Origin of the sequence: Acetobacter tropicalis (genome assembly GCF_001580915.1) — a bacterium.
Classification (GTDB): domain Bacteria; phylum Pseudomonadota; class Alphaproteobacteria; order Acetobacterales; family Acetobacteraceae; genus Acetobacter; species Acetobacter tropicalis.
The window spans coordinates 192,539-206,194 of record NZ_LHZQ01000222.1; the positions used below are offsets into that span (position 1 = coordinate 192,539).

Sequence of the window (13,656 nt, forward strand, 5' to 3'; positions counted from 1 at the left end):
CGCTGTCGAACTCGTGCGCGGTTTACGGCGTAGCGGGAGAGGCCGCCACACCGAACTGGAAGCTGGTTGTGTGGTCAAACTGCTCGCCGGGGCGCAGGATGGTAGTTGGAAAATTCGGGTGATTAGGGGAGTCCGGATAATGCTGGGTTTCCAGCGCAATGGCGTCTGTCTGGCGGTAAGCTCGGCCGGAGGGGCCAGCGTAGGTGCCATCCAGCGAGTTTGATGTGTAAACCTGCATACCCGGTTGGGTGGTAAAGACGGAAAGAGTCCGTCCAGAGGCGGGGTCGGTCACTGTGGCGGCTAACCGTTGGGTGTGGCCATCATATCCATTGATAATCCAGTTATGATCATATCCCCGGCCAATCAGCATTTGCGGATGATTGCTCCGCAGGCGTTCGCCTATGCGGTGCGGGGAGCGGAAGTCCAGCGGCGTAGTGCTGACGGATGCAATCTGGCCAGTCGGGATGGCTGCATGATCGACCGGCGTGAAGGTATCGGCATTGATCTGGAGGGTCTGGTTCTCAATCGATCCTGCGCCTTCGCCGGAGAGATTGAAGTAGCTGTGGTTGGTCAGATTCACCACTGTCGGGCGGTCCGTGGTGGCACGGTAGCGGATGCTCAGGCGGTTACTGTCATCCAGTATATAATCTACTGTCACGCGAAGGGTGCCGGGGAAGCCTTCCTCCCCGTCTGGGCTGGTCATGGTCAGCTCGGCCCCTACAGCATGGGAGAGGCCGGAGAGTTTGCGAACCTGCCAGATTTTTTTATCAAATCCGCATAGCCCTCCGTGCAGGGTGTTGGGCGGGTTGTTGACGGTTGTACGGATGGTCTGGCCATCCAGCGGAAAAGTGCCATTAGCCAGCCGGTTGGCATAACGGCCCACCAGCGCGCCAAAATAAAGGTTGGCGTGGGCGCTGTCGGTCTCATATCCGTCCAGCTTGGAGAAGCCCAGCACCACATTGGCGGGCTGGCCGTTACGGTCTGGCACCGTAATGGCGGTGATAATGCCGCCATAGGAGAGAAACTGCACGCTCATACCGTGCGTATTGCGCAAGGTGTAGCGCTGGACTTTCTGACCGGTGGAGAGCGTGCCAAAGGTCTCGCGTTTAAAGGTGCTGGCGGCGCTGGCATCTGGAGAAAATGTCATCATGCAGGCGGTCAGTGCTCCCAGTCCGATCATGCTGTGTTCAAACAGGCTGCGGCCCTTCTTCTTCTGAGTATAATTATGGTTCGGGGAAAGAGCAGCAAAGCAACACATCATAGAAGTGGGTACCTCAGTGGATAATATCGCACTATAAAACGCGCCAAAGGGTATAAATGTTCATACCGCATGGCACGCTTACGGCTTTTCTGGCTGTTTTGTGAACAGGCTGCGTCTGCTGCGCTGTTTTTTGTTCACTCGTTTCGAGCAGAGGGACGGGAAAACACGGCTGCGCCTCCCTTTATATTTTGGGGAGACAGACAGCCGGTCTGCTGGTTTTTGCCTACTTTACGCCGTTTCCAGTAACTGGCGGGCGAGGATATTATGGCGCTCAGCCAGACGAATGGGGTCATGGCTGATAAAATGGCCATCACGCACCAGAATGCGGCCATTGACGATGGAGCACGCTACGCGCTGGGGCGTGCAGAACAACAGGGCCGCGACAGGATCAGACTGCGCCCCCGCATGGTCTATGCCGCGCAGATCAAAGGCCACAATGTCCGCCGCCATGCCGGGGGCCAAATGACCGATGTCATCCCGGCCCAGCACAGCGGCCCCACCACGGGTCGCAAGTTCCAGCACTTCACGCGCCTGCATCATGGGCTGGTTGTCCTCGGTTTCCAGAAGGCGGCCAAGGAGCATGGCCTGCCGCGCTTCTCCCAGCATGTGGCTTCCGTCGTTTGACGCCGAGCCATCAACGCCCAGCCCAACCCGCATGCCAGCAGCCACCATGTGCCGCACCGGGGCAATGCCGGAACCAAGGCGCATGTTGGAGCACGGACAGTGGGCCATGCCTGTATGCGTGGCGCCAAAACGGTTGATGCCCGGCTGATCCAGTTTTACGCAATGGGCGTGCCAGACATCCGGCCCAACCCAGCCGACATCCTCCGCGTATTCCGCAGGTGTCATGTTGAAGGTCTGGCGGCTGTAGGCAATGTCACTGCTGTTTTCGGCCAGATGTGTATGCAACATGGTGCCTGTGGCGCGCGCCAGTGCCGCGGCTTCACGCATCAGATCCCGACTGACGGAGAAAGGCGAGCAGGGGGCCACAACCACACGCTGCATGGCCAGAGGCTGTGGGTCATGAAACGCTTCAATCACGCGCTGGGTATCGGCCAGAATGGCGCTTTCTTCCTCCACCACGCTATCTGGCGGCAGGCTGCCCTTGCTTTCTCCCACGCTCATGGCCCCTCGGGCAGCGTGGAAGCGCATGCCCATCTGGGTGGCGGCTTCTATCTGGTCATCCAGCCTGCTGCCGTTGGGGAATAGATAAAGATGATCACTGGTGGTGGTGCAGCCAGACCACAGCAATTCTGTCATGGCGGTGCAGGTGGAAACCCGGATCATCTCAGGCGTCAGCCCGGCCCATAAGGGGTAAAGCGCCTGCAACCAGCCGAACAGGGACGCGTTTTGTGCCGCGGGAATGGCGCGCGTGAGGGTCTGATACATATGATGGTGCGTATTCACCATGCCGGGCATGACGATATGCCCCGTCATATCCAGCACGTCATCAGCCTGTGGCAGGGGGGCCGTAGCAGATCCGATAGCCGCAATCTGCTGCCCCTTAACCAGTAACCATCCTCCTTCCAGTTCTTCTCTCTGGTCATTCATGGTTACCAGACGGAGGACATTTTTCAGCAGAAGAGTGTGCATCAGTCTCTTTCACGGCGGAGGAAACAACAGCAAAAGCACTAGCACGAAAAGCCGGGCAGAGCCTTAAAACAGAATGAAACAGTGGTGAGAACCTTTTGGTTCCATGAACGTTACCAGACATCCATTTATTTGGATTCCAAAAGAAATACAGACAGGTTTTGAGCACTTCAGTGATGGTGTGCTTCAGCAGAAGGAGGTTTCTTTTCGGAATTTTCCGAAACAATCATTCAGTTCTTTTATGAAGTGGGCTATTCCTATTCCACATTCCTCCTAACATTCATGGTTGATTTGCATGCCATCATCCTCTTCCCGGTCCGGGTTGCTCCTGAACTTAACCATTACGATCTTTGTACTGCTGGGTCTGTATCTGGCGGGCGGCGGAGCGTGGCTGGCGGCTTTGGGTGGCTCCTGGTTTTATCTGTTGAGCGGCATTGTGCTGCTGATTACAGCCATCATGCTGCTCAAGCGCTGGCGCGAGGCGCTGTGGGTTTACGCGGCGCTGGTGTTTGCCACCCTCATCTGGTCTGTGGCGGAAGCCGGATTTGATTTCTGGGCGCTGGCACCGCGTGGAGACGTTATTCTGCCGCTGGGCCTGCTGCTTCTATTGCCGTTTGTCTCGCGTGAGCTGCTGCCAGCCAGCCCGGCAAACCGCGTGCCGCTGGCTGTGGGCATTGTGGCCGGTCTGGCCGTCTATGTTTATGCACTGACGCAGGACCCGCAGGATCTGGCAGGCACTCTGCCAACAGTGGCACAGCAGGGGCCCGCCGTAACCCCGGGCGATGTGGCAGAAGCCCCGGCAGCGGATTGGCCCGCTTATGGCCGCACCCAGTTCGGCAACCGTTATTCCCCGCTCACACAGATTACGCCGGCCAACGTGAAGGATCTGAAGGTGGCGTGGGTGTTCCGCACGCATGACCTCAAGACCCCGAATGACCCCGGCGAAATTACGGATGAAGTCACGCCCATCAAAATCAGGGATACGCTTTATCTGTGCTCTCCACATCAGATCCTGTTTGCGTTGGACGCCGCAACCGGCAAGGAAAAGTGGAAATATGACCCGAAGCTGAAATACAACCCCAGCTTCCAGCACATGACCTGCCGTGGTGTTTCCTATGCCGAAGCGCACGAAGGGGATGTAACGGCTGATGGTTCTCCGGTGCCAACAGAATGTTCCCGCCGCGTCTTCCTGCCCACCAATGATGGTCGGCTGATTGCGCTGGATGCGGAAACGGGTGAAGCCTGCCACGGCTTTGGCACGGAGGGTACGGTTGATCTGACTGATGGCATGCCGATGCGTGAACTGGGCTTTTATGAACCCACATCTCCGCCGGTTGTCACCAGCAAGGTAGTTATTGTTTCCGGTGCGGTGACGGACAATTACTCAACGCATGAGCCCTCAGGCGTAACGCGGGCGTATGATCTGTATAGCGGGCGACTGGTGTGGGCCTTTGATGCAGGTAACCCCAACCCGAACGAACTGCCCTCTGACACGCACCATTACGTACCGAACTCCCCCAATTCCTGGATCACGTCTGCTTATGATGCCAAACTGAACCTGATCTACATCCCCACAGGTGTTGCAACCCCAGATATCTGGGGTGGGCATCGCTCGGCAGATCAGGAACGTTATGCATCCGGTATTCTGGCCCTGAATGGGGATACGGGCGAGAAGGTCTGGTTCTATCAGACTGTGCATCATGACCTGTGGGATATGGATATCCCGTCTCAGCCCAGTCTGGTGGATATCCGTCAGAAAGACGGAACGGTTGTGCCTGCACTGTACGCGCCGGCTAAAACCGGCAACATTTTTGTGCTGGACCGCCGTAACGGAAACCTGATTGTGCCGGCTCCGGAAACACCCGTGCCGCAGGGAGCTGCACCAGGCGACCATCTGGCAGCCACACAGCCGTTCTCTCAGTTGACGTTCCGGCCCAAGAAGAACCTGACCGATGCAGACATGTGGGGCGGCACGATGCTGGACCAGATGGTCTGCCGTATCATGTTCAAGCGGATGCGTTATGAAGGGCCGTTCACCCCGCCATCTTTGCAGGGCACGTTGGTGTTCCCCGGCAACCTCGGCATGTTTGAATGGGGCGGTCTGGCCGTTGACCCTGTGCGTCAGGTGGCATTTGCCAACCCCATCGCCATTCCGTTTGTATCCAAGCTGATTCCGCGTGGACCGGGTAACCCGGCGCAGCCTGATCCGCATGGTGGGGCTTCCGGCTCAGAAAGTGGGCTCCAGCCGCAATATGGCACGCCTTATGGCGTGGACCTGCACGCATTCCTCTCCCCGCTGGGCATTCCGTGCAAACAGCCGGGTTGGGGTTACGTGGCTGGGATTGATCTGAAGACCAACAAGATCATGTGGATGCACCGGAACGGCACCGTGCGCGACAGCTCTCCGCTGCCGCTGCCCTTCAAGGTGGGTATCCCCTCCCTTGGTGGACCGCTGACAACCGGGGGTGGCGTGGCGTTCCTGACATCCACGGCGGATTATTACATCCGCGCGTATGACGTCACGACCGGCAAGCAGCTCTGGCAGGACCGTCTGCCCGCCGGTGGTCAGTCTACGCCCATGACGTATGAAGCCAATGGCCGCCAGTTTGTGGTCACGGCTGATGGTGGCCACGGTTCCTTTGGCACCAAGCTGGGCGACTATATTGTGGCCTACGCACTGCCGGATGCATCAGCCAAGCAGTAAGCCGCATTACGTCACGTAACGGCGCAAAAGGGGCGAGCAGGGCAACCTGTTCGCCCTTTTTTATTCGGAGGGCAGCGTGCTTCAACATCCCCAGATTGACCGGACCGAGTTTTTAGACAGCCCCCACAAGGCAGGATAAAGCGCACAGGTAGAGATCGACGTCTTTCGGGTTGCAGATGGATGCAAGCCTTCATGGCGCTCATGAAGAACCGGATCTGATTATGTGTTCAGGAAACAGGGGCAGAATATGTATGGAGTGCTTGGTGCAACAGGGCATGTCGGCCGCGCTGTTGCCAATACCCTGCTTGCGGCGGGGCAGCCCGTGACAGTTGTGACGCGCAACCCGCAAAAAGCGCAGGCATGGCGGCAGAAGGGAGCCTCTGCTGCTGTTGCGGATGTTCTGGACACGCCCGCTCTGGCGGCTGTTTTCAAGACTGTCACGCGCGTTTTTCTGCTGAATCCGCCAGCAAATGTTGCGGGTGATACGGATACGGAGGAACGCCGTTCTGTGCAGTCTATTCTTGCTGCGCTTGAGGGCGTATCCCTTGAAAAAATCGTCTTGCAGTCCACCTATGGCGCGCAGCCAGGTCCGCACTGCGGAGACCTTGGGGTGCTGCATGAGTTTGAGGAAGGAGCCCTCGCCCTCGGTGCACCTTTATGCTGTGTGCGAGCCGCATATTACATGAGCAACTGGGTTCCTCTGGCAAAACAGGCGAAGGAAACGGGGGTGCTTTCCACGCTGTTGCCGGTTGATCAGAAGGTACCAATGGTTGCGCCTGACGATGTGGGTGTGTTGGGTGCGCAGCTGCTTATGTCTCCTGTTGAGGAAACGGGTCTTTATGCGTGCGAAGGCCCGCATACCTATTCGCCGCGTGATGTTGCTGCGGCGTTCACCCAGGTTTTCGGCCGGGCGATACAGGCTACTTCCGTCCCGAAGGCAGATTGGCTGGCGTACTATCAGCAGCACGGATTTTCCCAACAGGCAGCCAGATCATACGCGCATATGACGGAGCTGTTTCTGGAGCAGCCGTATGACCACTCTGCTCCGCTCCATAAGGGCCCAACAGACCTTGAAGCCTATTTTCGGAGCGTATTTACGGGCTGATGCGGTTTACCTTTCGCGCCGGTTAGGGGTAAGTGCGCGGAACGATCCAGCCACGAGGACCCGATGATCCGTCTCGACACCATCAGCAAGCATAACGGCCAGCGCCTGATTTTCATTGAAGCCTCGGCTGCCTTGCAGAAAGGTGAGAAAGTCGGTCTGGTCGGGCCAAACGGGGCGGGGAAATCCACGCTGTTCCGTATGATCACCAAGCAGGATGAGCCCGATGAAGGGCAGGTGCTGATTGATCGCGGTGTGAGTATCGGCTTTTTCAGTCAGGATGTTGGGGAAATGGCCGGGCGCACCGCTGTTGCGGAAGTGATGGCCGGTGCAGGCCCCATAGCAGAGGTTGCCGCAGAACTGGCTGAACTGGAAACGGCCATGGCGGACCCGGAGCAGTTTGATCAGCTTGATAGTATTATTGAACGCTTTGGTGAGGTTCAGGCCCGCTTTGAAGATCTGGGCGGCTACGCGCTGGAAGGCAAGGCGCGTGAAGTGTTGCATGGCCTTGGTTTCAGTCAGGAAATGATGGACGGCGATGTGGGCGCTCTTTCCGGCGGGTGGAAAATGCGCGTAGCACTGGGCCGTATTCTGCTCATGCGCCCTGACGTGATGCTGCTGGACGAACCAAGCAACCATCTGGACCTTGAAAGCCTGATCTGGCTTGAGCAGTTTCTGGCGGGTTACGATGGCGCGCTGCTCATGACATCGCATGACCGTGCGTTCATGAACCGTATCATCAACAAGGTGATTGAAATTGATGGCGGAAACCTGAACAGCTTCTCTGGTGATTACGAGTTTTATGAACAGCAACGCGCCCTGAACGAGAAGCAGCAGCAGGCGCAGTTTGAGCGCCAGCAGGCCATGCTGGCCAAGGAAGTCAGCTTTATTGAGCGTTTCAAGGCGCGGGCCTCGCACGCTGCGCAGGTGCAGAGCCGCGTGAAAAAGCTGGAAAAAATTGACCGGGTGGAGCCGCCAAAACGGCGTCAGACCCTCAGCTTCGAGTTTCCGCCTGCGCCACGCTCAGGGGATATCGTGGCCAATTTCCAGGGCGTGGATAAAAGCTATGGCAGCCGGGTTATTTATAAAGGGCTTGATCTGCTTATCCGCCGGGGTGAGCGCTGCTGTATTCTGGGGGTGAACGGGGCTGGTAAATCCACGCTGCTGAAGCTGGTGGCGGGCACCACCGAGCCTGATGCAGGCGCGGTAACCATCGGCAGTAACGTGAAAATGGGGTATTTTGCCCAGCACGCCATGGATCTTCTGGATGGAGATCTGACAATTTTTGAAACGCTGGAACGGGCCTTTCCTCTGGCCAATCAGGGCTCGTTGCGTGCTCTGGCCGGAGGCTTCGGCTTCTCTGGTGATGAGATTGAAAAATATTGTCGTGTGCTGTCAGGCGGTGAAAAGGCCCGACTGGTCATGGCCCTGATGCTGTATGATCCGCCAAACTTTCTGGTGCTGGATGAGCCCACCAACCATCTGGACATGGCAACCAAGGAAATGCTGATTACCGCGCTTGGTAATTATGAAGGTACCATGCTGTTTGTTTCCCATGACCGGCATTTTCTGGCGGCCCTCTCCAATCGGGTTCTGGAAATCACGCCGGAGGGTATTCACCAGTATGGTGGTGGCTACACGGAGTATGTGGCACGCACCGGGCAGGAAGCCCCCGGCCTGCACGCCTGAGGGAGCGTGATATCTTTTCTTGCTTCTGCAGCAGGGAAAGGTGATCCTCAGCACAATGTGGAACGAGCCCTATCTTGAAACCTGTTGCCGCTCTGCCCTGCATCGGCTGTGTCTGGCCGGATCAGTGGGGCGCCCGACAGGGCTGCGGGATGATCCGTGCCTGAAGCGCATGACGGAGATGGGCTTTGTGCACCAGACTCCAGAAGGCCGCTTTTTTGTGACGGATGAAGGTGCCGCCCGCCATACCCGCGAAGTGCTGAAAATTGCGCAGGCGCTTCCTCATCACCACGGTACCCGCAAAGCCACGCCTTCAGAACGATGATTCGCCCCGAAGATGTGTGGCAGGCGCTGGATTCTCTGGCGCTGGAACAAGGGCTTACGCCCTCCGGCCTTGCACGTGCCGCCGGATTGGATGCCACAACCTTTAATCCGTCACGTCGGGTTGGGGCCAATGGGGCAGTGCGCTGGCCCGCGATGAACAGTCTGCTCAGGGCGCTTGCCGTGCTGCGTGTTTCACTCAGCACATTCGGGCAGCAGCTGGAACGGGGCGAAGGTTCGGCGGATCAACGCCAAACGGTTCATCGCATGCGGAGTCTGCCCCTGTCTCGCTTGAAAGGGGCCGGGCTTTTCAATGAAGCGGGTCATCCTGCCGGGCTGGAGTGGGAAGATATCACTCTGCCGGGTGCAGCTCCCTTGGGCGCGTATGCGGTGCGGATTGATACAGACCGCATGGAGCCCATTTTGCGCGAAGGCAGTTCTCTTGTCGTGATGCCTGACCTACCACCCCGATGGTCTGATCGCGTTCTGATGGTTCGGTCAGATGCGGAACCGGTGGTCGGTATATGGGATGGACTGTTCCCTCCCGGTATTACGCCCTTCGGTGAGGATGGGCCGTTTTCTTCCTCGATTGCTGTTCAGGAGGTGGCTTCCAGATGGTCAGGCGAGGAGGGAGTTAGAGATGATGTGCCTTTGTCTTTCGGCTCGGAGGGCGGTTCAGAGGTGGGGGCAGGGGACGCTCAAAACCCAAACCGCGTGCTGGTGCCCGACCATGCGGAGGGAGTATGGGTGCAGCGTATTATCATGGTGACGGTATAGCGTAGCCCCACTTGTGGACGCTGGAAGCACGAGCCTCTGCTGGTGTGCTGAAAAATTTACAGCAAAACAGGGGCTGGGCCGCGTGGAACTGGCTGACTTTTGTCTCCGTATCGCTTAAAGGGGGCATCATGACCGACACACCTCTTTCGCTCATCCGCAATTTCTCGATCATCGCTCATATTGATCATGGGAAATCGACTCTGGCTGACCGCCTGATTCAGGCTTGTGGAGCGCTGACCGCCCGCGAGATGACCAATCAGGTGCTCGACAACATGGATCTGGAGCGCGAGCGCGGGATCACCATCAAGGCGCAGACCGTAAGGCTGACCTATCCGGCCAAGGATGGGAAAACCTACGTGCTGAACCTGATGGACACGCCCGGACACGTGGACTTCGCGTATGAAGTCAGCCGGTCTCTGGCCGCGTGTGAAGGCTCCCTGCTGGTGGTTGATGCCTCACAGGGCGTAGAGGCGCAGACACTGGCCAACGTGTATCAGGCCATTGACGCCAATCATGAAATTGTGCCGGTGCTGAACAAGGTGGATCTGCCTGCAGCAGAACCGGAACGGGTGAAGGCGCAGATTGAAGAAGTAATCGGCATTCCGGCTGATGACGCTGTGGAAATTTCAGCCAAGACCGGCCTGAATATTGAAGGCGTGCTGGAAGCCGTTGTCACCCGCCTGCCGCCGCCCACGGGCGATGCTGAAAAGCCGCTTCAGGCCATGCTGGTGGATAGCTGGTATGACCCGTATCTGGGCGTGATCGTGCTTGTCCGTGTCAAGGAAGGTCGCCTGCAGAAGGGCATGAAGATGCGCATGATGTCCAGCGGGGCTGTGCATCAGATTGATCAGGTGGGTGTGTTCGCCCCGCGCATGATGGCAGTGGAAAGCCTTGGTCCGGGCGAGATGGGTTATATCAACGCCGCCATCAAGACCGTGGCCGACTGTAACGTGGGTGACACCATTACGGATGATCGTCGCCCGGCAGCAACTGCTCTGACAGGCTTCAAGCCCTCCATTCCGGTGGTCTGGTGTGGTCTGTTCCCCATTGTGGCGGATGATTTTGAAAAGCTGCGGGACAGCCTTTCCAAACTGCGCCTGAATGATGCCTCCTTCCATTATGAGGCAGAGACATCAGCGGCGCTGGGTTTTGGCTTCCGCTGCGGCTTCCTTGGCCTGCTGCATCTGGAAATCATTCAGGAGCGGCTTTCTCGCGAGTTCGATCTGGATCTGATCGCTACGGCACCGTCCGTCGTGTATCACATCACTCTTACCAACGGGCAGCAGGAAGAACTGCACAACCCGGCGGATATGCCTGATCTGTCCCTGATTGAGCGGATTGATGAACCGTGGATCAAGGCGACCATCATGGTGCCGGATGAATATCTGGGCGCGGTGCTGACATTGTGTACAGAACGCCGTGGTGTGCAGGTGGACCTCACGTATGTGGGCAACCGGGCTATGGCGGTTTATCGCCTGCCGCTGAACGAAGTGGTGTTCGATTTTTATGACCGCCTGAAGTCTCTGACGCGCGGTTACGCCAGCTTTGATTACCAGATGGATGGGTATGAGGAGAGCGATCTGGTGCGCATCTCCATTCTGGTGAATCAGGAGCCCGTTGATGCTCTTTCCTTCATTGCGCATCGGTCTGCCGCAGAAACCCGTGGCCGCGCTATCTGTGCCCGCCTGAAAGACTTGATCCCCCGCCAGTTGTTCAAGATCGCCATTCAGGCGGCTATTGGCAGCAAGGTGATTGCGCGTGAAACCATCGGCGCACTTTCCAAGGATGTGACGGCCAAATGTTATGGCGGTGATATCTCCCGTAAGCGCAAGCTGCTGGAAAAACAGAAGGAAGGGAAAAAGCGCATGCGGCAGTTTGGTAAAGTGGAAATCCCGCAAAGCGCTTTCCTTGCCGCACTTAAGATGGATGGCTAAGGGCGCTCTTTTGCCTTTCTCGTCAGGCCTTATGCAGAGGGGGAGAGCCTCTTCCGCATAAGGCGTACTTGATCCGTCCTGTTTCCGAGCTTATGTCGGATGGCATTCTGCCGGAGTTGTTAACCCAGCCATGAACAGCACAGCGCCTCTTGATGTTGGCGATCATCCTCACATCACCTTCCCGCAAGGGCTGGATCTTGAATGTGGGGTGCATCTCGCTCCGATTGATGTTGCTTACCGTACGTACGGCACCCTTTCAGAAAAGCGCGATAACGCCATCATGGTGTGTCATGCCTTTACGGCGGACCAGTATGTGGCGGAAACCCACCCGCTGACAGGCAAGCCTGGTTGGTGGACGCGCATGGTGGGGCCGGGGCTGCCGATTGATACCAACCGCTTTTTTGTTATTTGCACCAACGTGCTGGGTGGCTGCATGGGCAGCACAGGGCCGCGGTCAGTGCGTTCGGATGAAAAAGGCGACGGCGTTGAGCGCTGGGGCACGGATTTTCCCCCCATCACCATTCGGGACATGGTGCGCGCGCAATATATGCTGGTGCGGCATCTGGGCATAGAACGTCTGTTTGCTGTGGTGGGCGGCTCCATGGGCGGCATGCAGGTGCTGGAATGGGCCGTGACCTATCCGCACATGATGCTGGCCGCGATGCCTATTGCGACGTCTCCGTTTCATTCCGCACAGAATATTGCGTTCAATGAAGTGGGGCGGCAGTCCATTTTTGCTGATCCGGACTGGTATGGCGGGCGCTACTGGGAACATGGCGTGGTGCCCGCACGGGGCTTGGCCGTGGCCCGCATGATGGCGCACATTACCTATCTTTCAGAGGAAGCGTTGACCCGCAAGTTCGGTCGGCGGGTGCGCAAGGACCCTTCCAACGCGGAAGCGCCGGAGGCCTCCCTTTCCATGTTCAGTGATATCTTTGAGGTGGAATCTTACCTGCGCTATCAAGGGTCTGCCTTTGTGCGGCGGTTTGACGCCAATTCCTATCTCACCATCACGCGGGCCATGGACTGGTTTGATCTGGCCGCCGAACATGATGGGGAACTGCCCGCTGCTTTTGCAGGAACCCCGGTGCGGTTCTGTGTGGTGTCCTTCACGTCTGACTGGCTATTCCCGACCTCAAGCGCCCGCTATCTGGTGCGGGCTTTGAATCAGGCTGCCGCCAACGTTTCCTTTGTGGAAATCGACACAGACAAGGGGCACGATTCCTTTCTGCTGGATGAACCGGATTTTGACCGCACGGTACGCGGTTTTCTGTGTGGTGTTGCCGAACATGCGGGACTGCGCTGATGCGTCTTGACCAACGGCTGATTGCCGAAATGATTGAACCGGGAACCCGTGTGCTGGATATTGGCAGCGGAGACGGTACGCTGATTGATCATCTGTTCCGGCTTCGGGGCTGTGATGCGCGTGGCATTGAAATTGACATGCGTGAGGTGACGCGTTCCGTGGCGCATGGATTACCCGTGGTGCACGGCGACGCCGACCACGATCTTGCGCATTATCCCGATGGTGGGTTTGACTATGTGGTGTTGCAGCGGACGTTGCAGGCTGTGGAGCGTCCGCGTGAGGTGCTGCGCCAGATGTTGCGCATTGGCCGACATGCTATTGTCTCCTTTCCCAATTTTGGCCATTGGCAACTGCGGCTGATGCTCTTGTTCAGCGGGCGTATGCCCATGACAAGCGTGTGGCATACGCCTTGGTATGAGACACCGAACATTCACCCTTGTACCATTCGGGACTTTCTGACCCTGTGCCAGGAAGAGGGCTATTGTGTTCAGCAATGGATGGCTGTGGATGAGGACGGGGAGCGCGCGCCATGGAGGCGCTCCATCCGACTGGCCAATCTGTTTGGTGAGCAGGCCTTGTTCCTGCTGGGGCGCAAAGAGGATTGTGAGCCGGAAAAACCAGCGCGCCGAAGGAAATAATGTGGCTTTTGCTGAGAGCCGAAGAACGCAGGCGGTCACATAAAATGGCCGGATTTTCAGCAATTAACTGTGTCCCGTGCCATTGGCCTAACGTTTCTTCATAAAGGTTTCGTCTTGATCAGTCGGCGATTGGAGGGGACTAAAAACCCCTTTTCCTGATCGCGATGATCATGCGCTATCGAGAGCGCAATGGGCGGAAAATCCTGAATGGGGATGTTCCGACTCCCCAAATTTATGGTGAATCGCGAGTGATTTCGCCTCCTTATTTCATCGCTTTTGAGGCAGGTTTCTGTGGTGTTGCAGAGGTAATGGCCCCACTTATTTCTGCATGGAATCT

General features: G+C 57.4%; 10 protein-coding genes. 8 read left to right on the plus strand and 2 right to left on the minus strand.

The genetic code is table 11. The annotated features are described in order from the left end of the window. Window positions 1–22 precede the first annotated feature (22 nt). Together AD944_RS15660 and AD944_RS15665 are read right to left on the minus strand one after the other, a co-directional pair. Window positions 23–1,261 carry an aldose epimerase family protein gene (locus tag AD944_RS15660; protein WP_236709269.1) on the minus strand — a complete coding sequence of 413 codons (1,239 nt, stop codon included), beginning with the start codon at window positions 1,259–1,261 and terminating at the stop codon, window positions 23–25. A 228-nt stretch (window positions 1,262–1,489) separates the two neighbouring features. Next, window positions 1,490–2,854: an 8-oxoguanine deaminase gene (locus AD944_RS15665; protein ID WP_082741290.1), complete on the minus strand. Its 1,365-nt coding sequence runs from the start codon at window positions 2,852–2,854 to the stop codon at window positions 1,490–1,492. Window positions 2,855–3,146: 292 nt separating this feature from the next. Between AD944_RS15665 and AD944_RS15670 the strand changes: the two genes are divergently transcribed. The 8 genes from AD944_RS15670 to metW all read left to right on the plus strand — a co-directional run bounded on the left by AD944_RS15670 (window position 3,147) and on the right by metW (window position 13,319). Further along, window positions 3,147–5,555, plus strand: a complete 2,409-nt coding sequence (locus tag AD944_RS15670) for a glucose/quinate/shikimate family membrane-bound PQQ-dependent dehydrogenase (RefSeq protein WP_045543014.1) — start codon at window positions 3,147–3,149, stop codon at window positions 5,553–5,555. Window positions 5,556–5,802: 247 nt separating this feature from the next. Continuing rightward, window positions 5,803–6,660 carry an NmrA family NAD(P)-binding protein gene (locus AD944_RS15675; protein WP_045543015.1) on the plus strand — a complete coding sequence of 286 codons (858 nt, stop codon included), beginning with the start codon at window positions 5,803–5,805 and terminating at the stop codon, window positions 6,658–6,660. 63 nt (window positions 6,661–6,723) lie between these two features. Further along, window positions 6,724–8,346, plus strand: a complete 1,623-nt coding sequence (locus AD944_RS15680) for an ABC-F family ATP-binding cassette domain-containing protein (protein WP_045543016.1) — start codon at window positions 6,724–6,726, stop codon at window positions 8,344–8,346. 55 nt (window positions 8,347–8,401) lie between these two features. Further along, entirely contained in the window at window positions 8,402–8,668 is a 267-nt protein-coding gene (locus tag AD944_RS15685; protein ID WP_045543067.1) for a hypothetical protein, read from the plus strand. Next, a complete protein-coding gene (locus AD944_RS15690) occupies window positions 8,665–9,441 on the plus strand; it encodes a helix-turn-helix transcriptional regulator (protein WP_052427235.1) in 777 nt (258 codons plus the stop codon). The genes AD944_RS15685 and AD944_RS15690 overlap by 4 nt, the downstream gene beginning before the upstream one ends. Before the next feature lie 128 nt (window positions 9,442–9,569). After that, a complete protein-coding gene (gene lepA, locus AD944_RS15695; protein WP_035378060.1) occupies window positions 9,570–11,375 on the plus strand; it encodes a translation elongation factor 4 in 1,806 nt (601 codons plus the stop codon). A 130-nt stretch (window positions 11,376–11,505) separates the two neighbouring features. Next, window positions 11,506–12,681: a homoserine O-acetyltransferase MetX gene (metX, locus tag AD944_RS15700; protein WP_035378062.1), complete on the plus strand. Its 1,176-nt coding sequence runs from the start codon at window positions 11,506–11,508 to the stop codon at window positions 12,679–12,681. Further along, window positions 12,681–13,319: a methionine biosynthesis protein MetW gene (gene metW / locus AD944_RS15705; protein WP_035378063.1), complete on the plus strand. Its 639-nt coding sequence runs from the start codon at window positions 12,681–12,683 to the stop codon at window positions 13,317–13,319. The genes metX and metW overlap by 1 nt, the downstream gene beginning before the upstream one ends. The last annotated feature ends 337 nt before the right edge of the window (window positions 13,320–13,656 follow it).